Annotated in this window: 19 protein-coding genes and 1 pseudogene; 10 read left to right on the top strand and 10 right to left on the bottom strand. The window is 70.7% G+C overall.

All coding sequences use genetic code 11. From position 1 onward, the window contains the following. Positions 1-13: 13 nt before the first annotated feature. On the bottom strand, positions 14-1,888 hold the full coding sequence (locus WMF29_RS30160; protein ID WP_437323597.1) for a sigma 54-interacting transcriptional regulator: 1,875 nt from the start codon (positions 1,886-1,888) through the stop codon (positions 14-16). A 698-nt stretch (positions 1,889-2,586) separates the two neighbouring features. Between WMF29_RS30160 and WMF29_RS30155 the strand changes: the two are divergent. Further along, positions 2,587-2,955, top strand: a pseudogene (locus WMF29_RS30155) (hypothetical protein); the annotation flags it as partial. Positions 2,956-3,073: 118 nt separating this feature from the next. Here the strand turns inward: WMF29_RS30155 and WMF29_RS30150 are convergent. Both WMF29_RS30150 and WMF29_RS30145 read right to left on the bottom strand, forming a co-directional pair. After that, entirely contained in the window at positions 3,074-3,298 is a 225-nt protein-coding gene (locus WMF29_RS30150; RefSeq protein ID WP_437323596.1) for a DUF1993 family protein, read from the bottom strand. 476 nt (positions 3,299-3,774) lie between these two features. Further along, the gene (locus WMF29_RS30145; RefSeq protein ID WP_437323595.1) at positions 3,775-4,839 is read right to left on the bottom strand and encodes a LysR substrate-binding domain-containing protein; all 1,065 of its coding nucleotides are present in this window, start codon (positions 4,837-4,839) and stop codon (positions 3,775-3,777) included. A gap of 380 nt (positions 4,840-5,219) precedes the next feature. On the opposite strand from WMF29_RS30145, the gene WMF29_RS30140 reads away from it, so the two are divergent. Beyond that, a complete protein-coding gene (locus WMF29_RS30140; protein WP_437323594.1) occupies positions 5,220-5,501 on the top strand; it encodes a cupin domain-containing protein in 282 nt (93 codons plus the stop codon). 63 nt (positions 5,502-5,564) lie between these two features. After that, positions 5,565-5,699: a hypothetical protein gene (locus tag WMF29_RS30135; protein ID WP_437323593.1), complete on the top strand. Its 135-nt coding sequence runs from the start codon at positions 5,565-5,567 to the stop codon at positions 5,697-5,699. A 344-nt stretch (positions 5,700-6,043) separates the two neighbouring features. On the opposite strand, the gene WMF29_RS30130 is transcribed toward WMF29_RS30135, so the two are convergent. Both WMF29_RS30130 and WMF29_RS30125 read right to left on the bottom strand, forming a co-directional pair. After that, the gene (locus tag WMF29_RS30130) at positions 6,044-6,973 is read right to left on the bottom strand and encodes an RCC1 domain-containing protein (RefSeq protein ID WP_437331181.1); all 930 of its coding nucleotides are present in this window, start codon (positions 6,971-6,973) and stop codon (positions 6,044-6,046) included. Between the two features lie 136 nt (positions 6,974-7,109). Continuing rightward, positions 7,110-8,615, bottom strand: a complete 1,506-nt coding sequence (locus WMF29_RS30125; RefSeq protein WP_437323592.1) for a serine/threonine-protein kinase — start codon at positions 8,613-8,615, stop codon at positions 7,110-7,112. Positions 8,616-8,728: 113 nt separating this feature from the next. On the opposite strand from WMF29_RS30125, the gene WMF29_RS30120 reads away from it, so the two are divergent. Beyond that, on the top strand, positions 8,729-12,700 hold the full coding sequence (locus WMF29_RS30120; protein WP_437323591.1) for a serine/threonine-protein kinase: 3,972 nt from the start codon (positions 8,729-8,731) through the stop codon (positions 12,698-12,700). A gap of 194 nt (positions 12,701-12,894) precedes the next feature. Further along, complete coding sequence (locus WMF29_RS30115; RefSeq protein ID WP_437323590.1) at positions 12,895-13,770, top strand: hypothetical protein; 876 nt, start codon at positions 12,895-12,897, stop codon at positions 13,768-13,770. 80 nt (positions 13,771-13,850) lie between these two features. Here the strand turns inward: WMF29_RS30115 and WMF29_RS30110 are convergent, their stop codons facing one another. Further along, the gene (locus tag WMF29_RS30110; protein ID WP_437323589.1) at positions 13,851-15,227 is read right to left on the bottom strand and encodes a TolB family protein; all 1,377 of its coding nucleotides are present in this window, start codon (positions 15,225-15,227) and stop codon (positions 13,851-13,853) included. Between the two features lie 113 nt (positions 15,228-15,340). Between WMF29_RS30110 and WMF29_RS30105 the strand changes: the two genes are divergently transcribed. Both WMF29_RS30105 and WMF29_RS30100 read left to right on the top strand, forming a co-directional pair. Next, positions 15,341-15,973, top strand: a complete 633-nt coding sequence (locus WMF29_RS30105; RefSeq protein WP_437323588.1) for a hypothetical protein — start codon at positions 15,341-15,343, stop codon at positions 15,971-15,973. 303 nt (positions 15,974-16,276) lie between these two features. Then, on the top strand, positions 16,277-17,875 hold the full coding sequence (locus tag WMF29_RS30100; RefSeq protein WP_437323587.1) for an SNF2-related protein: 1,599 nt from the start codon (positions 16,277-16,279) through the stop codon (positions 17,873-17,875). Here WMF29_RS30100 and WMF29_RS30095 read toward each other — a convergent pair. The 3 genes from WMF29_RS30095 to WMF29_RS30085 all read right to left on the bottom strand — a co-directional run bounded on the left by WMF29_RS30095 (position 17,872) and on the right by WMF29_RS30085 (position 21,465). Further along, positions 17,872-19,860, bottom strand: coding sequence for a tyrosine-type recombinase/integrase (locus WMF29_RS30095; protein WP_437323586.1), 1,989 nt, complete (start codon positions 19,858-19,860; stop codon positions 17,872-17,874). The genes WMF29_RS30100 and WMF29_RS30095 overlap by 4 nt on opposite strands. Before the next feature lie 71 nt (positions 19,861-19,931). Beyond that, positions 19,932-20,459, bottom strand: coding sequence for a hypothetical protein (locus tag WMF29_RS30090; protein WP_437323585.1), 528 nt, complete (start codon positions 20,457-20,459; stop codon positions 19,932-19,934). Positions 20,460-20,979: 520 nt separating this feature from the next. Next, the gene (locus WMF29_RS30085; RefSeq protein WP_437323584.1) at positions 20,980-21,465 is read right to left on the bottom strand and encodes a hypothetical protein; all 486 of its coding nucleotides are present in this window, start codon (positions 21,463-21,465) and stop codon (positions 20,980-20,982) included. A gap of 950 nt (positions 21,466-22,415) precedes the next feature. On the opposite strand from WMF29_RS30085, the gene WMF29_RS30080 reads away from it, so the two are divergent. Further along, the gene (locus tag WMF29_RS30080; RefSeq protein WP_437323583.1) at positions 22,416-22,715 is read left to right on the top strand and encodes a hypothetical protein; all 300 of its coding nucleotides are present in this window, start codon (positions 22,416-22,418) and stop codon (positions 22,713-22,715) included. Positions 22,716-23,033: 318 nt separating this feature from the next. On the opposite strand, the gene WMF29_RS30075 is transcribed toward WMF29_RS30080, so the two are convergent. Further along, a complete protein-coding gene (locus WMF29_RS30075; RefSeq protein WP_437323582.1) occupies positions 23,034-23,354 on the bottom strand; it encodes a transposase in 321 nt (106 codons plus the stop codon). A gap of 147 nt (positions 23,355-23,501) precedes the next feature. Here WMF29_RS30075 and WMF29_RS30070 point away from each other — a divergent pair, with 147 nt between their 5' ends. Then, complete coding sequence (locus WMF29_RS30070; protein ID WP_437323581.1) at positions 23,502-24,950, top strand: hypothetical protein; 1,449 nt, start codon at positions 23,502-23,504, stop codon at positions 24,948-24,950. Between the two features lie 17 nt (positions 24,951-24,967). Then, positions 24,968-26,380 (top strand): hypothetical protein, encoded by a 1,413-nt coding sequence (locus tag WMF29_RS30065; protein ID WP_437323580.1) that lies wholly within the window; start codon positions 24,968-24,970, stop codon positions 26,378-26,380. Positions 26,381-26,966: the final 586 nt, after the last annotated feature.

The following is a 26,966-nucleotide window of genomic DNA, read 5'->3' as shown; positions in this document are numbered from 1 at the left end:
CCGGCCTACCCGACTAGCAACAAGGGGGCCGCTTCAGCCCCAGCACCTTCATGCGGTACGACAAGGTCCGAACGGGCATCCCGAGCCGCCGCGCGGCCTCGGCCCGGCTCCAGCCCACGGCTTCGAGCGTATCGAAGAGGAGCTTGGCCTCGTACTGCTGGACTTTCCCGCGAGCCGGGCTCCCCGCTTCCGCCCGGTTCTCCTCCGGCGCAGACGGCGCCGCAGAGCGTGCGCCCGAGTCGGGCAAGGCGGAGATGCGGCCCGGGTCCGACGCCCGCCCCGGGTCTGCCGCACGCTCCGCCGCGCGCACCCGCGGCGGCAGGTCCTCCGCCTCGATGATCGCCCCGCGCGCCACCACGACCGCGCGCTCGATCACGTTGCGCAACTCGCGCACGTTGCCAGGCCACGCATACGCGCCGAGCAGCGCGAGCGCCTCCGGGGTGATGTCCTCGACACGTCGACCGTCGGCCGCGCTGGCCACGCGCAAGAACTGCCGCGCCAGCGGCTCGATCTCGTCCCTCCGGTCACGCAGCGGCGGGATCTCGATCACGACGCCGCCCAGCCGATAATACAAATCAGCCCGGAACGCGCCCGACGCGGCCATCGCCTCCAGATCCCGGTGCGTCGCCGCGACCACGCGCACGTCGACCTCGACCTCGCGGCTCGATCCGACGCGGCTGAACGCCCCCACCTCGAGCACGCGGAGCAAGGCAGCCTGCGCCGCGGGCGGCAGCTCGCCGATCTCGTCGAGGAACACCGTGCCGCCATTGGCCTCCTCGAATACCCCCTTCTGCTGCTGGAGCGCGCCGGTGAACGCCCCGCGCTCGTGGCCGAACAGCGTGCTCTCGACCAGGTCCTTCGGGATCGCCCCGCAGTTGACGCGCACCACGCGCCGCCCCTTGCGCGGCCCGCTCTCGTGGAGCATCCGCGCGAGCACCTCTTTGCCCGTCCCCGTCTCGCCGTGCAGGATGACCGGGATGCGCGAGGCAGCGACGCGCCTCACCGTCTCGAGCAGCACACGCATCTTCTGACCGGCGATGATGCCCCCTTCGGCCGGCTCCTCCCGCGCGAGCACCGTCGCCGCACCCGCGGCCGGACCGCGCGCCACGGGCTGCTCGGGCGAGGCGCGGCGAGCGGCCGCGCGCGCGGCCGCGAACAGCTCGTCCGCGGTGCCGCCGACGTCCGGGTAGAGCGCGACGCCGACGAGCAGCCGGGCGTCATTGCCGACGAATGCGCCCGCGATGGCCTGGGCGATGCGGGTCGCGTCCTCGGCGCTGGTCTCGGGCAGCAGCACCTGGGCCGCGCCGGTGCCATAGAGCGCCAGACGATGCACCGGCTGAAGGCACGCGCGCACGGTCTTGATCCAGCCCTCGGCCGCGATCGCCGCGCCGACGCGCACGTGGAGCAGGGCGAACGGGCGGCGAAAATGCCGGGCGCGCGTGAGCTCGTCCTCCACGCAGCGCAGGAGCTTCTCCTCTCCGTCGAGCTCGAGGGACTCTCCCCCGGCGCCGAGCGCCTGCACCCGCAGCGCCACGCTGCCGAGCACGACCTCGTCGCCGATCGCGACCCTGGCGCGCGAGACGCGGCGGCCATCGAGGAACATACCGTTCTTCGATCCGAGGTCATCGACCCAGACGTGCCCTCCAGAGAGCAGGAAGCGGGCGTGCTCCCGTGACAGCGTGCGATCGTCGATGCAGAGGGCCGCAGGTGCGGCGCGCCCCACGACAAGCGGCGTGTCCAGCGAGAGCAGGCGCGTCTCCGCCTTCCCGGCGTGGCGCCACAGGAGGGCGATGCGCAGCGCCGCGCTCTGCTGGATCGCTGAAATCGCCTTCCCTTCCATGGTCCAGGTCTTCCCCGCGTCGTCCTGAACCGAGCTGCTCGATTGCATGCATTACCCCTCGCTGGTCTCTATATCAGGCTCGTTCGAGCGCTCCAACAGACACCACCGGACCGCGCCAGCGCGCTGTGGGCAGAGGTGGGGGCCGAAGCAGCCGCGGCAGGTGCACGCCTGCGACGGCCGGACGCTGGGTCGTCCAGGGCTCCGCCGCCTTTTGTCGCGTTCGACCGGCAAACCTTTGCCGTCTCGGCGCGAGCAACCTCTTGCCGGCAAGTCCTTGCCGTCTCGGCGCCGGCAACCTCCCGCCGAGACGTTCAACAGCGATACCGGCCGCGTGACGAGCTTCCTCCGCCGACGGAATGCCCTCCTGCCGAGCCGCCGGTAGCCCGGACGCGCGCCCGTATCGTCGCCCCCTCTCTAACCCGGGGCGCACCGCATCTTCCGGTCGGCTGCGAGGCACGGGTCTTGTAATCCGAATAAAGAACCCGCGGAGCAGCTCCAACCGTCGAGGTGACCGCTCTCCGCGAGACCTCATCACGACGGGCGCCGAGGGGACCTGTGCGAGCCTGTCAGGGCAGTGATCGGCCGGCGGACGCTCGGTCATTCCGAGCTGGTCGCGGCATGGCGGACGAGCACGAGGTGAGGGCATCAGGAATCCGACCCTACGGCTCACGCTGTTCGAAATCACGTAGCCACCTGAGACAACCACAAGCCGCGCGTGGCGCGGTCATTCGAAAGGATCGGTGCATATGTCGACGTACACGCCGCCGCTGCCTCCGGTCCGTGCGAGCTCCGCTCTGGAAGAGACCGCAAACGAGCTGAATCCCCTCGCCGATCTGCTCGGCACGTGGATGGGTAAGGGTCTGTCGGTCATCGCAGTACCGAAGGCCGGGGGAAAGGACCGGGAGTTCATCCTGAAGGTCAACCCTTTCATCGAGACGCTGACGTTCTCGCCGATCGGCGCGCAGGTCCCGAATCGCGGCGAGATCGCGGACGAGTTCATCTTCGGCGTCGAGTACCACCAGCGGATCGCCGACGACAAGACGAACGAGGCCCTCCACATCGAGACAGGAATGTTCCTCTTGCTTCCCGCGACCAGCGGCTCCAAGCGGATCGTGAGGCAAGCATCGATCCCCCACGGGAACGTGATCCTGGCGATGGGCTCATTCTTCAATGAACAGTCATCGCCGACCCGGCCGAACGTCGCTCCTCCGGTCATGGCTGAAGACATTCGCTTCAGCACCGTGCCGGACGCCGGGAAGGACGTTCGACGCCGAAGCGGGCCTGGTCGCAGACGAAGCGCACCTGCATCGAGAGCGGCAGCATATCGGGGGCGAGCCGGATCCGGGCGAGCGCAGCGCCGTCGTGGCCCTGCGCCGCTGCCTTGTCGAGCAGGGCGGAGAGGTTGCGCAGGAAGGGTATGAAGGTCCCGGTCGTCAGGCTGTGCAGGGTGATGGTCATGTGCGTCTCCTTGGATCTCGGTCGGTCGGCGACCTCTCGGCCGCGCTCGCGTCGGCGTGCACGCAGGTCGTGAAGCCGAAGCCCGGCGGCTCCACGCGTACGCTGTCCGGGCGCCCCCCCAGGCAAATGCCCCCGCCCCCTCCCCGAGGCGCGCTCCCCCCGTCCCGCTCGCCCTGATCGAATCAGCACGCGCCCCCTCTGAATCGTCCCACCCCCGCTCCAACCGCGTCGTCAGGAGTCGCTGAGAGGCCTATGCGCGTCTCGGCGACGAGCCGCACGGCTGCGTCGGCGTCGTGCCGGAACCGTTCGAGTCAACCGCGCGGACACTCGCGATGCGAAGCGACGGCACGGCGCGCCTGGCCTCCGAGCTCGGCAAGACCGGCGAGCACTGAAGCGGGCACCGGCTCGTTGTGATGCAGGATCCCATGACTCGGTACAAAGCATCGCTTCAGCTTCTGATACAGAACCTCATGACATCATTCTTCGGCACCGCCTTCGGCACCGCGTCCGCCGCGGGGCCCGGCTGCGCCGAGGAGGTCGAGGTGCCTGTGGCCTCTGACCTGCGCCTCCGGGTTCCGGACCAGGCGGCCAACGTGCTCGAGGGGAGCGATGCGTTCGCGGCCCTCCACGAGGGCTTCGCGCTGGACTCCACGAGCGATTTCGACGGGACGTTGCAGCGCCTGCACCACGAGGGCCGCGAGGCGGGCGGTCGGGAGCCCCGGTTCCGCCTCTGCCTTGTGCAGGGCCAGGGGGAGCGCGGGCAGCGCCGGCAGCCCGGCCTCCCCGGAGCCGAGCGCCCGCACGCCGGCGGGCAGGCCGATCGGCGTGCGCACGGTGAACCCGAGCCCTGCCGCCGCCGCGGCCCAGAGCCCGCCCAGGTCCGGGCTGGTGAACGCGAGCCGCCACGGGATGCCAGCGCGATCGAGCGCCGCCGCGGCGGCATCCCGGAACCGGCACGGCGCCTCGATGGCCAGGAGCGGCAGCGGCTCGCCCTCCGCCCCGGTCCACGCAGAGCACCCCGCGGCCGACCCGATCCAGCGCATCGGCAGCTCGGCCAGACGCTCGCCGTGCGGCGCGCCCATACCGTCGCCCCACGCGAGCGCGAGATCGAGCCGGCCCGACGTGACCCGCTCGAGCAGCTCCGCATTGCGCGCGACCCGCACCTCGATCCGCACCCTCGGGTGGGCGCGCGAAAACCGCCCGAGCACCTCGGAGAGCAGCACGTCACCGAAGTCCTGTTGCAAGCCGAGCCGGACCCAGCCCTCGAGATCGACGCCGCGGACCGCGGCCGCCGCCTCGTCGTTTAGATCGAGCAGGCGGCGGGCGTACGCCAGCATCGTCTCGCCCGCCTCCGTCAGCGCGAGACCGCGCCCGGCCTTGCGAAAGAGCGGCGTGCCCGCCTGCTCCTCCAGCTTCTTGAGCTGAGCGCTCACCGCCGAGGTCGACCGGCCCACCCGGTTCGCCGCCTTGGCGAAGCTGCCCAGCTCCATCCCCGTGACGAAGCTGCGCAGCACGTCGAGATCGAAGGTGACGCGTTGCATGCTAACCGTCCCGTTTTGCTGAACTCTCCGTACCAAACTTCCTGATTTTCAGCATGATGGTGCTCCGTCATGCTGGTGGCGTCAAGGCGAGCCGGAGCCGCCTGACAGAGCACAAGGACCCACACTCTATGCGTTTCGCTCACGTCTCACGGCGGAACGGCGAGCCGCCGCTGCGCGAAGGGGACCTCCCTCGCGATCTCGCCGACAGCCCTCGTCGCACGCGGCGTCCGGGGAGCGCGCTCCCCGGGAGCGGGCGCCGCCTCTCCCGGGCTGCGCTCGCGATGGCGACAGCCTTGCTCTGTGCCGGCGCGGGATGCACGCGGGACTCGGTCCTGGAGCGAGCCTCGCTTGGAACTCACGCGGTCGCGGGCGGGAAGGCCGTGACTCGCGTCGAGGTGCAGCGGCTGACGTTGCCCCCTGGGTTCGAGGCAGGGCCGCACACGCACCCCGGTCCGGTCGTCTGCTATGTGACCGAAGGGCGTATTCTATTCCAGGTAAAAGGCCAACCGGCCAGGTACTACACGGCAGGGCAAACGATCTTCGAGCCCGCGAGCGCGCCCATCGAGCGCTTCGACAACGCTTCCAGCTCGGCCCCCGCGACCTTCATCGCCACCTACCTGCTGGGCGACCAGGACACGGAGTTGCTCCACAGGCTCCAGTAGACGCGCGTGCGCTCTCTCGCTCGAGCCCCTTGCGTCCTTGCGGCTTCGGTCCTTGCAGCGTCCGTGCGCAGCATGGTCGCGAGGGTCGAGGAGCACGGCCTGCCGCTGGTCCGCTTTCCGCCCGATCGCACCGCCGACGCGCACCGGGCGGTGGAGAGCGGCGCGGTCGGCAAGGTCCTGCTGGACGTCCCGTCGTGACGTTCAGCCGTAACCGCGCACCAACCGCCATGGCCTGGTCTCTTGCGGCTTTCGCCGGGGTCGAGATGCTGGGCGCGGGGCGGATGGCGAGGCGTTCAGCCCACTTGTTCGAGCCCGCAAGTAGGTAATTCTTTCTTCCCAGCGCGCGCAGCGTGGCCGTACGGTGGGACCGGTGATGCCGCGAGCCCTTCACCGCGGGCGACGCAGCGGCGGAGGGCGCCCCGTCGGGCCACACCGGAGCCGCCCTCGGCGGCGAAACAGACGGAAGCATTGGAAATTATTGTTGTTTTCGACGGCTGCTCATATCCGATCGGTTTCTCTGGCGGGATTTGTGACGCGCGGAATCAGTCCCTCGGCTCCCACGGGATCTGGATGCGCACTGGAGTCGCCTCGAACGACGCACCCGGGCCGCGGCCGAGCTGGCCGTGCGTGTCGAGCCCCCAGCAGTAGACGTCGTTCGCGCCGGTGAGCGCGCACGCGTGGCCGTTGCCGACGGCGACCGAGGCCGCGTTCACAACGCCGGAGACCAACCGCGGTATGGGCGCGCAATCTGGAGACCCCGGCCAGCACTCCCCGGCGCTCGCCGGGCTCGTGCGCGACGGGGTTCCCCAGCAGTACACGACGCCGGGCGGCGCCACCGCGCACGCGTGCTCGTAGTACGCCGCGACGTGCTTCGCATAAGGGATCTCCACCCGCACTGGCTGCGTCGCGCAACGCCCGTTCCCCCGGCACCACTCGGGGGAATCCTCGCCATCGACGCCCCAGCCGAGGCCGCCGAACTGGTTCTGGCCCCAGCAGAACAGCTGCTGGACCCTGTCGACGCCGCAGGTGAAGTCGTTGCCCGCGGCGAGCTGCACGAAGCCGAACACGGCGTCGCTCGTGATCGGCCTGGACGCGACGTCCAGGCTCGTGCCCAGCCCGAGCTGACCCACGCCGTTGTCGCCATAACAAACGACGTTGCTCGCCGGATCCTGCCCGGGCGCGGGCGCGAACAGGACGCACGTATGGGCGTAGCCTGCCGCCGCGGAGAGCGCGTGGAAACCAGAGTCGGTCACCCTCGGCGCCGCGCCCCAGCACTGGACGTCCCCGTCCGGCGCCAGCACGGCGCAGGCGTGGTGCGGGCCCGCTGCGAGACTGACGGCCTCCGTGACCGGCGCCTGTACCGGGACCGCGCTGCAAGGGAAGCGGAGCCCGGGACAGTCGCCGGTCTGCGCGCCGAGCTGGCCGTGGGAATTCGAGCCCCAGCACCAGACGGTGCCGTCTGTGCTCATGATCGCGAGGATGCCGCTCGATCGGCGCGCTGGGCCTTGATCCGGACTTAATCCGGGGGCGCCGGCGCTTCGCGGCCTCCCGCGCCGCCGCCCGCCGGGGAGCGCCGCGTCGAGTCCGCCTCGGCGCGGCCGCCGAGGGCTACGCCCGCTGCCAGGGCTCCAGCACCCGGAGCAGCGCGCTCGACCCGGGCGAGACGGACGCGGGGTGCGCGGTGACGCCGAGGCCGTCGAGCAGGGCGGGGGATGCGAAGAGCCCCTCCGCCGCCCCCTCGGGCACCCACCCGGAGAGCTCCAGCAAATCGCCGCCTGTCAGCGTGCCGTCCGCGCTCGCCAGGAGCTCGCCGACGTGCACGCAGAGCCGGACGTGCACCCGCCGGTCGCGCCCCGAGCGCGCTTCGAGCCGCTGCTTCAGCGACAGCGCCGCGCCGAGCGCGTCGCGGCGCGCGGCCTCGTCGCGCGCCGGGTCGAGGGGCCGGTCGGCCGTGACCAGCGCGGTCGTGCCCGTCTCGACCGCGGTCGAGAACCCCGCCTGCGTGAGCTCGGACAGGGCGAAGGGCAGGACGGACTCGAAGTCGTCGAGCAGGTCCGGCGTCGGCTCATCGAGCGCGCCCGGGTCGGCCTGCACCTCCACGTGGACGCCGATGGCCGATCGCCGGGGCGCCGCGGTCGTCGCGCCCGCCGCCCGCGGCGCTGCGACGGCCGCGCGCAGCTCGGTGAGCAGCTGCCCCGCCGACGGCTGGCGCTCCGCCGGGTCCTTGCTGAGCGCCCGCAGCACCACGTCGTCGAGCGACGGGCTCACGCGCGCCTGCGCGCTCGGGCGGGGCGGGCTCGCGAAGAGGTGGAGCTGGCGCAGCACCGGGAACGACGCGCCCGAGAACGGCGGCTCTCCCGTGAGCATCGCGTACGCCAGCGCGCCGAGCGCGTAGACGTCCGTCCGCGCGTCGACCGGACGGCCCAGGAGCTGCTCGGGCGACATGCTGGAGGGCGAGCCCAGGACGTGCCGCGACGTGGTCAGCGCGGGACCCGGCGCGTCGAGCAGCTTCGCCACGCCGAAATCGAGCAGCACCACGCGGGGGCCGCGTCTCTGCATGTCGCCCGAGCACAGGAAGACGTTGGACGGCTTCACGTCGCGGTGCACGATCGCCTGCGCGTGGGCCGCGTCGAGCGCGCTGCAGAGCGGATCGAGGAGGGCGAGCACCTCCTCCAGCGGGAGCCGGCCGCGCGCCTCGAGGTGCGTCTCCAGGCTGACGCCGTCGAGCAGCTCCATGACGAAGTAGGGGCGGCCGTCCTCTAGCCTGCCGACGTCGAGCACGTCGACCACGTTGGGGTGCCGCACGCGCTGCATCACGACGACCTCGCGCTCGAAGCGGAGGCACACGTCGGGGTGCAGCGCGAGCTCGGCGTGCAGGACCTTGATCGCCGCCTTCGTGCCGCGCGTCGCGTGCTCGCCGCGGTAGACGACGCCGAAGCCGCCCTCGCCGAGGACGCTCTGGAGCACATAGTCTCCGGCGCGCGAGGGCACCTCGGCGCTGCACCGGCCACCCGCGATGGATTCCTCCCCGGCCGAGAGGGTGACCGTCTCGTCGGTGGGGCTCACCACCCCGCGCGGCGCGCTGGGGATGGTGTCGTCATCGACGTGTGCCATGCTGGCCCGCGACGATAGCATAGGCGTGGTGCGCGCTCGCGTGCGCGCCTGTGCGCCTGCGTTGGAGAGGCCGAGTGCATCGCTGTCCTTTGTGTCACCGGCGTCGCGAGGGCATGGCGCCGTGCCCCCTCGACGGATGGACGCCGCCGCCTGGCGAGCCCTCCGCGCCCGCTCCGCCGCGCGTCCCCGGCATCTCGCTCGGCGAGCGCCTGGGGCAGGGCGGCTTCGCGATCGTGTGGGCGGGGGTCTCGGACGAGGACGGCGCCCCGGTCGCCGTCAAGGTCGGCATGTCCACCACGCCGATGCTGGAAGAGCGCTTCCGCCGGGAGGCCGACGCGCTCGAGCGCATCGGCCCGCCGCACGTGGCGCGGTTCCACAGGTGCGGCCGGCTCGACGATGGTCGCCCCTACCTCGTGATGGAGCGGCTCTTCGGCCGCACCCTCGCTTCGGAGCTCGCCGCCCTCGCCGCCCCGCCCGATCCGGGCTGGGCCGCGGCGCGGGCCGACGCCGTGCTCGCCGCGCTCGAGGCCGCTCACGGAAGGGGCGCGATCCACAGGGATCTGAAGCCGGAGAACCTCTTCATCGAGCGCCGCTCCGGGGCGGCGGACGAGCGCGTCGTGCTGCTCGACTTCGGGCTCACGAGGCGCTCCGAGCGCACGCCTGGCGACGCGGCGCGGGAGGAGCTCCTCACCCGCAGCGGCGTGGTCCTGGGGACGCCCGAGTACATGGCGCCGGAGCAGTTCCGCGGCGAGGCGGTCGACGTGCGCGCCGACGTGTACGCGTTCGGCGTCATCCTCTTCGAGCTGCTCACGCTGCGGCTGCCCTTCGCGGGCGACGGCGCCTCGCTCGAGCATGCGCACCTCACGCTGCGCCCGGAGCGCCCGGGCGAGCTCGCGCCGGTGCCCGCCGCGCTCGAGGAGCTCACGCTGGCGTGCCTCGCCAAGGATCGCGAGCGCCGCCCGTCGGACGCGCCCGCGCTGCGGCGCGCCCTCGCCGCGGCGCGCGCCACGTTCGCGCCGGCCGGGCTGGGCGCGCCGGCCGCGCCGGCCGCGCCGGGCGCGCCGGCCGCGCCGGCCGCGCCGCCGGCGGACTCCACCGGCGCCAGGCTGATCGCCGGGGGGCGGAGCTCGGTCGTGCTGCTCGTCGCGGACACGACCGCCGCGGCGTCGCCCGTCATCGCCTCCGTGACCGGCCGCAAAGGGTTCATCACGCGGCAGCGCGGCAGCCGCTACGTGGCGGTCTTCTCCGGCAAGGACACCGATCACCCGGCGCAGGCCGCGCTCGCCGCCGCGCGCGAGCTCGCCGGGAAGCACGGGGCGCGCGCGGCGCTGCACCTCGCGTCGGTCACCCTCCGCCGCAGGGCGCGGGGCGCGGTCTCGGCGTACGGCGCCGCCGTGGAGCGACCCGAGACCTGGCTGCCGCCCGAGCCGTGGTCCGGCGTCGCCCTCTCCGCCGAGATCGAGCGCGCCCTGCCGGCGCGCGAGGACGGCGACAGCCGGCCCGCCTCGGCCGAGGCCGAGCCGTCGGTCGAGATCGAGGCCCCGCTCGCCGGCCGCGACGACGTCCTCGCGGCGATCGCGGAGAGCGCGCGCGCGGCCTTCGACGGCACGTGCCCCGGTCTGTTCACGCTGATCGGCGACACCGGGCTCGGAAAGAGCCGCCTCGCGGCGGACGCCGCCTCGGCGGCGCTCCGCTGCGACGCCGGGGCGCTCGTTGTCTCGCTCCGCGCGGCGCAGCCGCTGCTCGGCGACGCCGCGCGCGACGCGGCGGAGCTCCTCGGCCGTGTCCTCGACGCGCCCGCGGAGGCGCCGCCGGACGTCGCCGCGTTCTGCCGCGAGCGGCTCGGCGCCGCGCTCGGCGACGCGACGTGGCCGTCGGTCGCGGCGGCGCTCGGCTGGTCGCCGCTGCCCGCGCGCGGCGCGCCCGCCTCGTTCCACCACGGCGTGGTCCAGGCGCTCGGCGAGGCGCTGCGCCGGCGCGCCCAGCGCGGGCCGGTGGCGGTGATCGTGGACGACGCGCACTGGGCCGACGACGCGCTGGTCGACGCGCTCGAGTACGCCACGCTCGACGGCTCCGGCGTCGCGCTGTGGGTGCTCGTCGCCGCGCACCCGCGCTTCGAGCAGGTGCGCCGCGCCTGGGGCGCGCGCACCCAGCGCCACGACCGCGCGGCGCTGGCGCCGCTCGACGACGCGGCGGCGATGGCGCTCGCCGCCGAGCTGCTGCGGCCTGCGGAGTACCCCCCTGCCGAGACGCTGCGTCGGCTCGCGCGCTGGGCGGGCAACAACCCGGCGTGCCTCACGGAGCTCGTGCGCTCGCTCAAGCGGGCCGGCCTCGTGAAGCGCCGCGTGAACGCCGGCACCCACTACGTCGCCACGGCCGAGCTCGACAACCTCCCCCCGTCGCCCGCGTGGCAATGGCTCGCGGAGCGGCGGCTCGACGCGCTCTCGCCGGAGCTCGCGGCGTGCGTCCGGCTCTGCGCGGTGCTCGGCGACTCGTTCGCCCGCTCGGAGCTCGAGCAGATCCTCGACTCGATCGCCCGGGCGGGGGACGCCGGCACGCCCATCGACGCGGGCTACGGCCTGAGCGCCCTCGTCGAGCAAGCGATCCTGGAGCGCGGCGCGGGCGAGCGATACTCGCTCCAGAGCGCCGTCTTCCGGGACGCGGTGGTCGAGCTGCTCGACCCGGCGGAGCGCGCGCAGATCCACCGGCGCGCGCTCGCCTACTTCACGGCCAGGGTGGAGGCGGAGGGGCCTCGCCCGGAGCTCCTGGCGCCGCTCGCGCGGCACGCCGGCGGGTGCGGGGCGCGGGAGGCGGCGGCGGACGCGTGCCTCACGCTCGCCGATCTCGCGTTCGCGCGGCACCGCCACGTCGAGGCGGACCGGCACTTCACGGCGGCGCTCTCGTTCGCGGCGGCCGACGACGCGCGCCGGCGAGCGCGCGCGCTGGCGGGGCGGGGCAAGAGCCGCTACCGCGTCGACCGGACGCGCGAGGCCACGGACGACCTCGCGGCCGCGCGGGCGCTCGCCGTGGAGCTCGGCGACGACGCCTCCCTCGCGGACGTGCTGCTCGAGGAGGCGGCCGCGCTCGACTGGGCGGGCGAGTTCGAGCGCTCGGCCGAGCGCGTCGAGGAGGCGCGCGCGCTCGTCGACCGGTTCGGCGCGCGCTCTCTCTCTCTCGAGGGCCGCGTGCTCGTCGCCGAGGGGCGCTCCTGCTTCCGGCGTGGCCGGGTCGCCGAGGCCGTCGAGCTCCTCACGCGAGGCGCCGCCAGCGCGGAGGCCGAGGGCGACTACGGGACCAGGATCGTCGCGCTCCTCCTGCTGTCGCCCGCCTTGATGTGGCTGGGAGAGCTCGACCTCTCGAACGCCCGCTTCGACGAGACGTTCGCCCTGGCGTCGTCCGCCGAGGACTGGCCTCACCTCTGCGCCGCCTGCACGTGCCGCATCCCGCTGCGGGCGATGCGGCGCGAGCTCGACCTCGCCATGGCCGACATGCGCCACGCCATCGCGCTGGCGCGCGAGCTCGGAAACCCCGTCCTGGAGCGCCACGTGACGCTGAACGCGGCGGAGCTGCTCCACGCCAGCGACCACGGGGACGAGGCGCTGGAGCTGGCCCGCCGCGCGCACGTGCTCGAGCGGCGGTTCTTCGAGCACGCCGCGCCCGAGTGCTCCCTGCTCCTTGCGCGCATCCTCGTCTCGAGGCGCTGCCACGACGAGGCGAGCCGCCACCTCTCGTGGATCGAGCGGAGCTGCCCGCCCGACCCCTCGGCGCCCTCGCTGTGGGCGTTCCACCGCGCGCTCCACCTGGCGCTCTGCGAGCAGGGCCTCCGCGCTCGCGAGCCGTCCGCGAGCGCCGATCCGTGGGAGGACGTGCTGTCGCGGTGCCGGGGCGGTCTCCTGGCGATCGAGCTCGTCGAGCTGCTCTCGATGCGCGCCGAGATGGCGATCGCCGGCGGGCGGCCGCTGGAGGCCGCCTGTGCTCTCCAGGAAGCGACAGCGCAGCTCGACGAGGCGCCGGGCTTCCGCACGCGGCTGGCGCGGCTCGCGGCTCAGCTGGATCGGATGGCGGCTCCGGGCATCAGCGGGTGAGGGGCGGAGCCTCCATCCGACGCCCCCGGGCGTCCGTCTTCGCGCCGGGGTCAGATTGTAAATCTCTGATGTTGCTGATGTTTTGCCAAAAAACGCGCGTCGGCCTCCCGCGCGGCAGGGGGTCGGCCGCCTGGCACGAAAGCTGGAAGTAGCCGGTCAGGACGCGCCGCACGGCGTCGCCTCAGGAGAAAATCATGTCGAGCTTGGGAACCCCGGTGACTGCGCTGCTCGGTACGTGCCTGTTCGCGCTTGGATGCGTGGTGACGCCGGTGCCGGCCGACGACAACGAGGAGGACATCGCTGCCGAGGGCGATGTGGCGTCGGTCGAGCAGGCGTATGTCTTTCCCAACGGCGACGATCCGAAGTTCCTCTGGGAGCCGCGGACGATACAGATGCTCCAGCGGCTCGCCATGGCGCCGCTCGCGGACGGCGCTGGCAAGCTGGTGAACACGCCGCTCCTGGAGACAGCGCAGGGCCGCAAGCTCCTCCACTATGTCGTGGGCTGCGCGCTCCGCCCGGACATGACGGTGAAGGGGTTGGTCGGCGCGTCCTCCTACGTGTACCAGGGGGCGCTCGGCCTCGCGGCGCCGTGGCGGAGCCAGGCCATGACCGCCACGTCCCCGCAGCGCTGGGTGACGGCGTGTATCCTCCAGACCTTGAACGGCTTCCTGGAGGAGGTGCCGATTCGCATGGTGGGCCAGCACCCGGGCCTCGCGGACGCGCCGTGGATGAACCCGGCGCAGTACACGTTCCCGGACGCGACCATGTTCGGCAACATCTTCGTCCCGGGCCAGGAAGTCGCTTATGCCTGCGCGGATGAAGGCGCGCAGCTCGCGTGCGGCAATGTGTGGAGCCAGTTTGCCAAGCTGCGCATCTGCGACTCGTCGCCGACGTGCAAGCTCACCCTCCTCGGATCGTGCAAGGGCTCGCTCCCGAACGAGACGGACTGCACGACGAACGCCGCCGGTTATGCGACGTGCCACGCGGACGGTGTGTCGTACCCGGAGTCGATCTCGTCGAAGCTCACCGCGGACGGCGCCTTCAACCTCTATCCGAGCTGCGGGCTCTGAGGCGCGGCGACGCCCGTCCAAAAGGAGCACCGCCGTCGGCCGAGCAGCCAGCGCGGCGCTGTCGCCGAAGGGGCGTCTCTCTAGGGAACGGGGCTCCACGAGGCGTTGCCGCCGTAGGCGATGAACGCGGGCACGGCCCTGGCGTCCCGGGTGTCGACGACGACGACGCTTCGAATCCTCGGCTCGCAGCCGGCGTAAGGGCATAACGAGAGCGTGAAGGCGAGGTGGCGATCGTCGGGCGCCCAGGCAGGCTCGTAGGCGCTGTAGAAGGGGCGCGGAAACGCGCTGGTGAGCGGGCGGTCGGCGCCGCCGTTCGCGTCGAGCAGCGTGAGCTCGTTCCAGTAATCGGCGCCGAACCCTCCCACGCGGACGGACCACGCGACGGCGATCTTCGAGCCCTTCGGCGAGACCTCCGGGTGCATCGAGCCCGAGACCCAGAACGAGCCGAGCCCCTCGATCCCGGTGCCGTCGAGGGCCGTCGTGTAGAGCTGCGACCGCTGGCAGCAGAGAGCCCCCGTCGGGCTCGCCGAGAAGAGCAGGCGATCGCCGAGCGAGCGGGCGGCGCTGAACATGTGATTGCCCGCGTCCGGTAAGCGCCTGACGCGCCTCGTGGCGATATCCACCGAGAGGAGGTGCTCTGCGTCGAACTCGCCTGCGACGCAATGAATCGCGTCGCCGCTCGGCGAGAACGTGCACTCGCTCAGAGGCGTCGGTGCGCCGATGCGCTGATCGTCGCCGCTCGCGACGTCGACGAGGTGAAGCTCTTCCAGGCCTTCGTCCGCCGGCGCTCGCGCCCTGGCCACGTAGGCGACGCGGGCGCCGTCCTGCGAGATGGTGAACGAAGGCTCGCCATACCACGCAGCGAATTTGCCCGTGATCGGCCGCTGCTCCGTGCCGTCCGCGTTCATGAGGAAGACGCGCCAGGCCATCCCGTCGCGGTTGCTGAGAAAGGCGATCCGCCGGCCGTCGCCGAGGAACGTGGGCGCGACGTTGCGCTGCGTCTTGCGCGTGAGCTGCGCCTCGACCCCCGTCGCGAGGTCCATCGTGAAGACATCGCCCGAGCGCACGAAGGCGATGCGCCCCGACGTGAGGGCGAGCTCCTTGGCGAGGCGGAGCCGCGGCGGCCTCTTCTCCGCCTCGGGCTCGCCGAGCCCCGCGTACGCCTTCACCCAGTCGTCGAACGTGCCGATCGACCGGCGCGGGGCTGGGGCCGTCGATTCCGCGGTTGGCTCGGGGGGCGGCTGGTAGGGAGCGGTTGGAGGCTCCGCGCTCGGCGCCGGCGACGCCGCGAGGGCAGGGGTGGCGGGCGAAGCCGTGTCGGCGCACTGGAGCGAGGCCTCCGCGCTCGAGGCGCTGGGCGGGGGAGGGGGCTCGCCGTCGCTCGCCGGCCTGGGCGTGCACGCGGCGAGCAGGAGCCACGCGATCGCAGCGCGCTGCGTCCATTCGTGCATGGTCATGGGAGAACGCCGCGGCAGGGGGCGCTCATCCCGTCCTCGGAGCACTGCGCCGCGAGCCGCTCGAACGGCAGGGCTCCTTCAGGCGCCCACGCGAGGGGTGATAGGCTCGCGCGATGAGCGTCGCTGCGCCGCCCACCCTGGACGAGGCCCTCCCTCGCCCCTTCCTCCGCGCACGCTCGCCCGCGGGGCGCGCCCTCGGCGCCGCGACCGTGGCCGCCGCGCTCCTGTCTCCGGCCGCCGCCAGCGCCTCGGACTCGGCGCCCGCGTTCACCGCCCTGGGCTCCGCCGTCGTCGAGGCGCTCAATGAGCTCCGCTTCTGGGGCCAGGCCCAGATAGGCGCCGCAGGCGCGATCAGCGACTGGGCCGAGCCGGGCGGGGTGAGCCTGCGCGCCTCGATGAGCGTGCGCGGAATCGGGCTCGCCGGCGCGCTCCGCTATGAGCAGGTGGAGGGGCGTGACGGCGGCGTGCTCGCGCTCGGCGGCCAGTTTCGGCCGCTCGCCTTCGCCCAGATGACGGCCTACGAGCGGATCGATCCCTTTCTGAGCCTGGGCGGTGAGGTAGGCGGCGAGCGAGACGCGCTCCGCGCCGACCTCTACGCGGGCGCTGGCCTCGATTTCGTGCTCTTCCCCGAGGAGGACGCGCAGCCTGCGCTGGTCCTCGAATACCAGCTCCGCCCCCTCCGCACGCCCTCGGACACGCCGCTCCAGATCCTGCACCTCGGCGCCGCCATGCGCGGCGTCTTCTAGCTCGACCGTGAGAGGTCTTGCTTCGAGCCCCCTACCGCTCGGAGCTGCTCCTTATCGATCGTTGCGCAACACGGGATCTGGTCTCCCCGGCTGCCCGCGAGCGAGCTCCAGCGCAGTGAGCCCGGCGCGTCGTACGGCCCGATCGCGACATCATGGCTGCTTTCTGCGCGGGCGCGCGTCCGCGCTGGTATCAGGGTCGTCATGACGACGATGCGTGCCAAGCGAACGGTGTCGGCCCCGCGTAGAGCTTCCACAGCGGCTGCTCCGGCTCCCGCTCCGCGTGCGGCGCCGGAGCGAGCCCATGTGCTCGACGTCCCGTTCGCGATGCGCGCGGTCGCGTCCGCGAGCGGCGCGCGCTGGGACGCGGAGCACGGCGTGTTCGTCGTTCGCGCAGAGACGCTCCCGCCGGCCCTCGCGCCGTTCCGCGCCGCGCCGTACTCGTGGGAGCGACGCGTCGAGCACGAGCTCAACGACGACCCCGCGCCCGCGCCGGCCGCCCCCGCCGGGGCGATGGTCCTCCGCCCGCACCAGCTGGACGGCGTGCGGGCCATCGCCGCCGCGAAGGCCGCCAGGCGCGCCGGGTTCCTCCTCGCCGACGACGTCGGCCTCGGCAAGACGATCACCGCCTGGGCAGCGGTCCTCGAAATGCCGGACGTCACCACGGTGCTGATCGTCTGCCCGCTCGCCGTCGTCGCGCACTGGCGCCGCACGGTTCAGGCCATGGGCGACGCAGGCAAAGAGATCGTGATCATCAACTATGATCGGCTGGGCAAGCTCTTCGAGGTGACCCCGGAGGCGCGGCGAAGGATACGATCGAAGAAGGGCCTTGCGCGCGCCGGCAGCGCCGCGGAGTTCGACGTGGTGATCTGGGACGAGAGCCACCGCTGCAAGAACCCGGCGGCGGCGCGCTCCAAGCTCGCGGTCAAGCTCAACGCACGCGCACGGTTCGTGCTGTGGCTCTCGGCCACCGCGGGGCAGAACCCGCTGGAGCTGTCGTATCTCGCGCCGCTCCTGGCGAGCGCGACCGGGAGCCGCTCCGCGGATCTGAAGGACTTCGAGCAGTGGTGCGAAGGCCAGGGGCTCGGGGTTGCGCGCGGCGCGTTCGGCAGGTGGGACTGGCGCGGCGATCCGGCGGACTGCGAGAAGGTGCGTGCCCTCCTGTTCGACGGCCGTCCCGCGGTCGGGATGCGGCGTCGCCCGGAGGACGTGGCCGGCTGGCCCGCGATCAACCGCATCCTCACCCCGCTCGAGCTCGACGCCTCCGCGCGCGAGCTCTACGCGCAGGCGTGGACCGCGTTCCGCCGGGAGATGGACCTCCTGCCAAAGGGCGCGAACCCGAGGTCGGCGCTCGCCGCGACGCTGCGCCTGCGACAGAAGAGCTCGCTCATCCGCGTGGCCGGCACCGTGGAGCTGGTGCGTGAGCTGCTCGACAACGGGCATCAGGTCGCGGTTTCCATCGCCTTCATGGAGACGCTCGAGGCCGTGGAGGCCGCGCTGGCCCGGGAGCGCGTCCCGTGCGCGCTGATCCACGGCGCGCTGCCGGCCGGCGAGAAGGAGGCAGAGCGCCTCCGCTTCCAGCGCGGCGAGCCGCGCGTGGTGCTCTTCACCGTGGAAGAGGGGATCTCGCTCCACCAGGGCGAGCACAACGAGGTGCCGCGCTCGGAGGTGATCCACGATCTGCGGTGGTCGGCGATCCAGATGGCGCAGATCGAGGGCCGCTGTCACCGCGATGGACGCTTTGCGCAGGTCTACTGGGCGTATGCCGACGATACCGTTGAAGACAAGATCGCCGAGATCGTGTGCCGCAGGATCCGGTCGATGAAGGCGATGGTCGGCGATGACGTCGAGACGATGCGCGAGATCGAGCGGTTGCTCGCCGGAGCCGCGTGCGAGATGCTCTAATGCCTGCCGATACGGCCCAACAAGGCTTGCTGACCGACGCGCGTGCGCGCTGCGCGCACCCACGCGCGGCAGAAGACCAAGTCGTTGTGTCGGGCTGCCGTGGAGGGATGCGTCGTGGCCGTCTCCATCCGCCATGGCGCCGCCACCCCTGAGGCGGATCTCTCCTCGCGTTTTCCCGTCGTTTCGTGTCGGCACGGGGGGTGCTCGAGGCCGAGCGTCATGCCGACGCTCGAGCACAACGCCCTCGTCGAGATGTTCCGCGAGGACCTCTCCGGCGCCGAGGCGTCAGCGGCATAAATGTCTATTATTTCAATTGGTTCCGACTGACGCTTGGCCGAGTCGTCTTCCGGTGTGGCCCAACGCGGGCCCAACGAACCGCCTGTGAAGGCGCCAGCGTCCGCCGTGAGGGGGGCGGGGACATCGCCCTGGGGCGCCGTCTGACCGGGCGGCGCGCCGGAGGCGGAAGGTTCGGCGCTCGCCGAGCCCGTGTCTGCTCCAGCGGACGCGGTATGGCCTCCCCCTACCGAGCCGCCCTTTCCTCTCAGCTCGGGGATCACCTCGTCCAGGGGGGCAAAGTCGCCCAGCCCAAGCTCGGCGATCTTGCGCGCGGCGCGCTTGTAGTGGTGGATCTGGCCGCTCGACTTGTGTCCGGTTCGGTCGGAGATCCACGTCTCCGTGCGACCATTCGCGAGCTTGATGGTAATGAAGGTCGCTCGAGTGTCGTGCAATCGGATGTTCAGCCTCGACTCCGTGGTCTCGAACAGCTCGGGTCGATCGACTCCCGCGCGTTGGAGGTGCTCTCTGAAGCGTTCCGCCCCGTGACAACCCGGCAAGGGATCCCCCTTTGGCCCGACGAAGACACGCCGATTGTCCGGCCAGAGCTCGCGATAAGCACGAAGCGCGCGCACCACATCAGGCGATAGTGCCCAGGCGCGGGGGTCATCGGTCTTGTTCTCATCGAGAACAACGGCTCCCCGGTCAAGGTCGACGTCCGACCATTCGAGAGTTCCGGCCTCGTCGGCTCGCATGCCCTCGCGCGTGAGGAAGCCATAGTAGATCCGGAAGCACAGCGGGACCATCTGACTCCTCATGAGGCGCTGATCCTCATCAGGGTACAAGTAACCCTTTGCCTTATTATTCTCTATCTTCGGAATCCACCCGCGCGGCAGCGGGTTGTGCGCAATGATGCGCGCCGGATAGGCAGCCAGTGCCAATAGCCGATGGATGACGATCGCAATATTCCGGCGCGATCCGGGCTCCAGGTGCGCCGGCAGCCGTGACATCGCGTGGTCGGCATGGTCGAGTGTGAAGCGCACGAGGGGAACGGGGCCTAGCACTTCGAGCACGTGGCCCAGCCGCTGCTCATATTTATCGGCTGTCCGAATCGCCTTCACATGGTCCGGATACTGCTCGGCAAGCTTTCCAGAAAGAACCCGCTCAGCGAACTCGGCGAAGGTGGTTTCCCCGGAGGCACGGGCGCGCGCTTCGCCCCTGCACAGGTGGTTGATCGCGAGCCGGACGTCACGGAGCGCGCTGCCCTCGCGCGCGGCAGCCTGCTCCAGCAGCGGCAGGCCGAGCACGATCTGTCCGGCAGCGAGCAGGTGCCTGCTGAGATCGGCCAACACTTCCAGCCGCGCGTTGGCGTCGTGCTCGGTCCGGCACGTCGGCAGGCTGAACGTGCGTCGCCCCGCCTCGCCGAGGCTCAGACGCGCGGTCCACGTGTTCCTGCGCAACCGGACTGACCCGGAGCCGTTGGCGCGCTTGTCGCCTGCCGCTGATGGCGTGGTGCCCTGCGGGCGCTCTGGAGAGCTCGACGCTCCCGGTAAGCTCGCACCGGGCGCAGCTCCCGCCTCCGGCGGCGAGGCGCGCCCGCCAGGGCGGCTCGCACGTGCGCGGCGCTCGGTCGATCCGGCTGAAGGAACGGACGAGGTGGCGACTGCCGGCGAGCGCTTGGCGCGCGCCCGCCGCTGCGGTACGTCGGTCATGGGTCGGTCTCCGGGAAAGCGGGGGTCGATCAAGGGCCCGTCCGGCGTTGGTAGCGCCGAGCGGGCCCGCTCTACTTCAGCGCCAGCCTAGCACGCCTCGCATCTGCGTGACGGGCGCTCGCTCGGCCGGTGGGCGGCTGCGGAACAGGTTCGAGCCCGGCAGCGGCCAGCACGGCGGCAACCCGAGTGTTCTCATCCGCCTCGGCGGTGCGACGCGACGCCGGCTCACTGGCCAGCGCGCGCAGGTACGCCACGAACGCCTCGCGCTCGACCAGGCGCAGCTTGCCGAGTTTGGTGATCAGCAGGGGAAAGCCCGGCGCGCGGATGGTGTCGAGGAAGACGCGCGCCGGGATGCCGGTGACTGCCTCGACGTTCTTCTGCGAGAGCATCTCCGGCTGCGGCGCCGTGATCGTCAGCCCATCCAGCGGGATCGCGAGCGTTGCGGTTGCCGTCGCCGTCGCTGGCTGGTCGATCACCTTCGGGCTGGACCATCCGCCGGTGGGCGTCTCCAGGCTCGCTCTGTCGCTGGCGCGCGTGCCGTTACCAGCCTGACGAAGAGCAAGCGGTGCCGATACACGCGCGAGAGCCGCTCGTGTCATGCCATACCTCCATCTGTGTTGGGTTCGTGCGCGGCCGTGACCGCCGCTTCTGAAAGGAGTACGAAACGGTAATTCCGTGTCGCCTGTAATTCGGCACGAGTTGCTTGGAGACCTGCCTGGGGAAAACACCCTGTCGCATCGCGGGGTTGGGTGTTCTGGAAAGCCCTGCCGAGGGGCCGAAATGGGGGGTGCGAAGGACTCGATTTGGTAATTCGCGCGCTCCGGCGACGCCGCGCGTGGAGGCGACGTAGAGCCACCCATCGGGCCTTGTCCACCCCGGGCGAGCGCGACGCCGTCGCAGAGATCGAGGCGGACGTCGGCGAACGTTGCGCCGTCGGCCTCGTCCATCGGGCCGAGCGCGGCGCCGTACCGGCGCCGTCGCAGCACTCCTTGACGCACCTGGAACTGCACGACGTCGCCCATGCGCCAGCGTCGCCTGCTCCCTGAATTGGGATCGGCGAGCTGGCGCGGTAGGCACGCACGGGAGAGGTACGCGGCGAAAGTCCAACGCGACGCCGCTTCATGTGCTCGACTCGCGCGCTTTCCGCCGGGCAGCGCTGCACCGCAGACCGGCATGCCGATCGCTCGGACGTGGGCTTGAGACCGCGGGCGTCCCGCGCTCCGCCGCCTCCCACGCGGCTCGCAGGCTGCTTTCAAGTTTTCCTCCCCCCTCCATCGGCGGTCCCATTCGCTTCAGCGCCTCCAGGCGCACAGCCTCCAGCCTCGACCGGCGCGGCGCCGTCGCCCGGCGCTTCTCCACGAGCTCACCGAGCACCTGCGCCGCGCGCTCCCACTGCTCCGCCGCCCCCGGCGCGTGCGCGATCCTTCGCACGGCGTTCCAGGGCGCTTCAAGCTGATCACACAGGTTGCCGATCTCGGGGTGCAGCCGCGCGATCGCGCGCAAGTGGCACCGGGTCTGCTTGTTCATCTGGAAACACTCTTCCAGGACGTGGCTCGGCGCGCGGACAACTCCGCACGCGAGCTCGTACCAGCGCCGCGAGCTCATGCGTCTACAAAAGCACCGAACCACAAACCTGCCAGGGCGAAGCCTTCATTTTCCGTTCAACTTTAAAGAGCGTTAAAACACAGTACAAGAGTCGGCTCCTGGCGAGGGCGACGGCATTAAAGTCTGATGCAGCGTGCGACCAACAGGACGCCGGTTCTCACGTGGCACCGTGACCTGACTGGCATTCGCTGGGGTCCGATCACGTGACCTCGGTGTGCGAGGTGACCCCTCCGGCGATCCCACGGCCCGGCCGTCGAGCGGGGCCAGCTCGCTCGGCGTCGCGGCCGCGAGCCGCGCTGGGCGTCCACCTGGGCGAGCTCCGCCTTGCGCCAGCCTCTCGCCTGGACGAGCTCCGCGGCCCCGTGCGCCGTGTTCGCGCCCCGCGGCGTGCTCGGCTCCATGCCCAGGCCGCCCCGGCGTCCGCCGGGAAGAGCTCACGCCGCGCCACTCGGGCCGGCCCGCGGTCGTGCCTGCCGCGCGCCGCCCTGTCGCATGCGACACAACGGAGGTCGGCGGCTCGCCGGAGACGCTCAGCCGACCTCGCGCAAAATTACCAAATCGACCCCCTTCGCGCCCCCCCAAAATCGGCCCCTCGGGCGCTCCCTCGAAGCGGTCCAACTGCGCGTCACCAGAGCGGTTTCCACATTTGACCAGATCCCGGTAACTCGCGACGAGATACCGGGTCGTCAGAATTACCATTTCGGGCCTCCTCACGGGCTCTCGTTCAGGCTCCGCCTCGAACCCGAAACACCGCAACAACGAAGGTTCGGATGTGGGAGGAGCAGCCGCCAACGCCGAAGCGCGCCTCGCCCGGCCCCGTGCCACCTTGTGCGGAGCGGACATCCGCGCCGGGGGGCGCCGCCGTACCCTTCAGCCCGCAAACGTTCTCCTCACCGCCGCTCGCAGCAGCACCCGCCGGGCCCGCCGTGATGCCCGCGGCTCGCTGCGCGGTGGCCGCTGTTGCCGGCGACGTCGTGATCACGGATTTCGGCATCTCCGTCCGCTACCTCGACAGGCTCCTCGGCGGCTTGCTGCTCGCGACCTCGCCGCGCATCGACTGGGCCAAGCTCATCCGTCGAACGTTCGGGCTCGACGCCTTCCGTTGCGCGCATTGCGCCGGCCGCCTGCGCCTTCTCGCCGCCATCATCGAGAAGGCGACCGCCAGGAAGATCCTGGAACACCTCGGCCTGCCCGCCGAGCCGACCTCGCCGCGATCCCGGACCCGCGACCCGGACGACCCGGCCTCCTGAATGGACGGCGCCGCAGAGTAGCGAGCCGCCACGAGACCGCCGACGGTCACCCGACCAGACGCCGGGACGAGGCGAACGTGTGGGCGCGTGGCACGTCGGCGCCCCCGTTTGGACGAGCTCAATCTGGGCGGCGCGTACAGTAGAGTGGTAACCGCTGAGCCCAACGGGACACGCTTACCTGCTAAAATTGATCGGTTTTTCTGGATGGCACGACCACGTCGTGGTTGTGGCGTTAGGTTAACTGGATGGGCGGGGCAAATTCCCTTTTCACTTCGGGAAGTCGGTAGGGCTCCCTATCCGCTTTGACCCAGCGGCCCGTCAGGGCTCCCCAAGCTCTTTTTGCAGCTTCACGTACTCCTCGGAGATATCGGCGTTCACCGCGTCCTTCTTGGCCAGCTTCGCTTCGAGCTGGGCGATGCGCGCTTGCAGCTCCTGCTCACGCGCCGAGACACCCGTCTTGGAGCCGTCGAAGACGGCTGACGCGTTCTCGAACAGCTGCCGCTGCCAGGTGTAGAACAGGCTGGGCTGCAGCTTCTGCTTGTTGCACAGGTCCGAGACCGGGATCTTCTCGACGTGGTTGCACTTGAGCAACGCCGCCTCCTGTTCGCTGCTATGGTTCCGACGGGCTCGCTTCGGCATCGACGGGCTCCTTCCCCCGTGCGTAGCATGGCGGGCTGGCCGTTAGATTCCGGGAGAGGCAGAACAGCGTCATCGTTCCCCTACGGCTGCTTCTGCAATGTGTTTCCCCTTGCGCACGGGGCTGAGCCTGGGCGAAACTCGCGCCCGATGAAGACCTTGACGATCCACTACCGACGGCCGTACCGGGCGCTTGCGGGATTGAGGCAGCTGTGGGCCGATGGCTATACGCTCCGCCATGCTCAAGCCACGGGGATGATTCTCTCGCGAGCCGCTGTAACTCCCGAGTTTGGGATCAGCGAGTTCTTTCCGATCGTCCGGGACTTCGTAAAGGAGCGCGGCGTAGAGGGCGTCGACGGAGTCTTTCTCTCGCTGCTCAGCCTGACACAGAAGCTAGATGCGCAGTCGTTCCGACGCGGCCTTGGAACGCTCGACCTGATTGCGGACCGCTTGGCGCAGAACCCCGGCAGGTCCAAGCCGTCGGGTATCTACTTCTTCGACCTGGCGCAGCCGTCGATGATACTCACTGGCTTCAATGATGGTCAACGTGGTGCGATCTTCGGGGCCGTGAGCACGGGCATGGCCGGTGGAGCGATTCTCGGGACCGTCGTCCGCAGCGTTGGGGCTGCCGGGCCCATCACTGGCGCGGGGGCGACGATCGTCACTGGTGGACCGCGCGCTGTGAGCAAGACGGAGATGCTGTCGGGCTGTGCTGAAGGGTTTCGATTTGGCGGCACCGTGATCGGTGCGGTCCTCGGTGCCATCGCGGGCGCGGTGACGGGCTCCCTGGCAGGGGGCGGACCGTGGGGAACTGCTGCGGGCGGCGTCGCAGGAGGACTCGGCGGCGGCTCTGCGGGTGGTGACATTGGCACGTCGTTCGGCGGCGTAGTGTGTGGAGGAGACACCGAAGGTGGCGCTGGCAGCCCCGGAGGTGGAAGTGGATCCGACGGCGGCGGCCCGGCGAGCGGTGGCGCGAGTGGCTCGACAGGCGACGGTGGTGCACCGCAGGGAGCAGCTGGCGGGGCGTCAGGCAGCGGTTCAAGTGGAGGTACTGGCTCGACCGGAGGCACGGGCTCGACTGGCAACACTGGTTCGACTGGCGGCGGCGCGAGTGGCTCGACAGGCGACGGTAGTGCACCGCAGGGAGCAGCTGGCGGGGCGTCGGGCAGCGGTTCAAGCGGAGGCACTGGCTCGACTGGCGGCACTGGCTCGACTGGCGGCACTGGCTCGACTGGCGATGGTGGTGGATCCGCTGGCGGACAGGACGGGGATCCCGATCAAGGAGGCATGTGTGGCGGGTCCGACGAAAAGGCGTCGATGCCAGTACCAGATGACGTTAGCGGTAGCGGTGGCGGTGGAAGCAGCGTCTTCACTGGGATGAAGCGGGTTTCGAGGACCGTGATGCAGGGACAGCCAAACCCCGAGGCTGAACCGATCGGTGGGTCCAACTTCATCTTCCACAACTTCCCCCTCGTCTCGAAACTCGACATGACGAGTCAGCCATCACCCGTGGATGCGCGAGGACCCGTGCGCACGGATATCGATATCCGTGCCCTTCGGGAGATCGCGCTTGGGCGAGTCGTCAACCCGAGGCGCTGATGCCCAGCGAGACAACCATGAAGACCTTGACGATCCACTACCGACGGCCGTACCGGGCGCTTGCGGGATTGAGGCAGCTGTGGGCCGATGGCTATACGCTCCGCCATGCTCAAGCCACGGGGATGATTCTCTCGCGAGCCGCTGTAACTCCCGAGTTTGGGATCAGCGAGTTCTTTCCGATCGTCCGGGACTTCGTAAAGGAGCGCGGCGTAGAGGGCGTCGACGGAGTCTTTCTCTCGCTGCTCAGCCTGACACAGAAGCTAGATGCGCAGTCGTTCCGACGCGGCCTTGGAACGCTCGACCTGATTGCGGACCGCTTGGCGCAGAACCCCGGCAGGTCCAAGCCGTCGGGTATCTACTTCTTCGACCTGGCGCAGCCGTCGATGATACTCACTGGCTTCAATGATGGTCAACGTGGTGCGATCTTCGGGGCCGTGAGCACGGGCATGGCCGGTGGAGCGATTCTCGGGACCGTCGTCCGCAGCGTTGGGGCTGCCGGGCCCATCACTGGCACGGGAGCGACGATCGTCACTGGTGGACCGCGCGCTGTGAGCAAGACGGAGATGCTGTCGGGCTGTGCTGAAGGGTTTCGATTCGGCGGCACCGTGATCGGTGGCATCCTAGGAGCCGCTGCTGGGGCCATTGGCGGGGCCATTCTCGGATTTGGCGTCGGCGCGTCCACGGGTGATCCCTTCGAAGCCATCGGGTACACGGTGCTGGGTGCCGGAGCGGGCGCCGTAGCGGGCGGCCTTGCAGGGGGATCCCAAGGGGGCGACATCGGCGAAGCAGCCGGAGGGGTGGTTTGTGGAGGCGAAACCAGCGGCAGCGGGCAGTCGCAGGGAGGCACTAGCGGCGCGAGTGGCACGACAGGTGACGGCGGAGCATCGCCGGAAGCGGGCAGCGGTTCGACCGGAGGTACTGGCTCGACTGGCGGCACTGGTTCGACTGGCGGCGGCGCGAGTGGCTCGACCGGCGACGGTAGTGCACCGCAGGGAGCAGTTGGCGGGGCGTCGGGCAGCGGTTCAAGCGGAGGCACTGGCTCGACTGGCGGCACTGGCTCGACTGGCGATGGTGGTGGATCCGCTGGCGGACAGGACGGGGATCCCGATCAAGGAGGCATGTGTGGCGGGTCCGACGAAAAGGCGTCGATGCCAGTACCAGATGACGTTAGCGGTAGCGGTGGCGGTGGAAGCAGCGTCTTCACTGGGATGAAGCGGGTTTCGAGGACCGTGATGCAGGGACAGCCAAACCCCGAGGCTGAACCGATCGGTGGGTCCAACTTCATCTTCCACAACTTCCCCCTCGTCTCGAAACTCGACATGACGAGTCAGCCATCACCCGTGGATGCGCGAGGACCCGTGCGCACGGATATCGATATCCGTGCCCTTCGGGAGATCGCGCTTGGACGAGTCATCAATCCGAGGCGCTAAAGCGCCGACCGGCTTGACGCCGGCCGTCAGGTGTCGGTAATCATCGCATCCCGCGTCGGGTCGGTGAAGATCGCGGCCACATGATCGCCGACGTTTACCGTTCACCGCCGGCACTTGCGCCAATCTGGGCCGCGCCTCAATCTGGGCGGCGCGTACAGTAGAGTGGTAACCGTTGAGCCCAACGGGACACGCTTACCTGCTAAAATTAATCGGTTTTTCTGGATGGCACGACCACGTCGTGGTTGTGGCGTTAGGTTAACTGGATGGGCGGGGCAAATTTCCTCTTCACGTCGGGAAGTCGGTAGGGCTCCCTATCCGCGCGCTCGCCTGACCTACCCCTCCCCCTTACGGATCTCTTCGAGCCGCGCCTCCAAGCGCTTCTCGATCGCCTCTTGCTCGACCCAGGTCAGATCGCCTTCGCGGCTCGGCGGCCGGGTGATTACGACCGGCCGCAGTCCCTCGATCGAGGGTTCCTTTGCAAGCACGCGACCGTCGCTGCCGGCCTCGTAGACGCATCGGGGCCTATAGCGGAGCAGTTGCGCGAGGTGGTGTTGCAGGCGATTCCCAGCGTCCCATCGCGCGGCCA

Source organism: Sorangium sp. So ce381, from assembly GCF_051473845.1.
GTDB lineage: Bacteria > Myxococcota_A > Polyangia > Polyangiales > Polyangiaceae > Sorangium > Sorangium atrum.
Note: the sequence above shows the minus strand (reverse complement) of the source record. Positions and strands in the feature narration are given on the sequence as shown.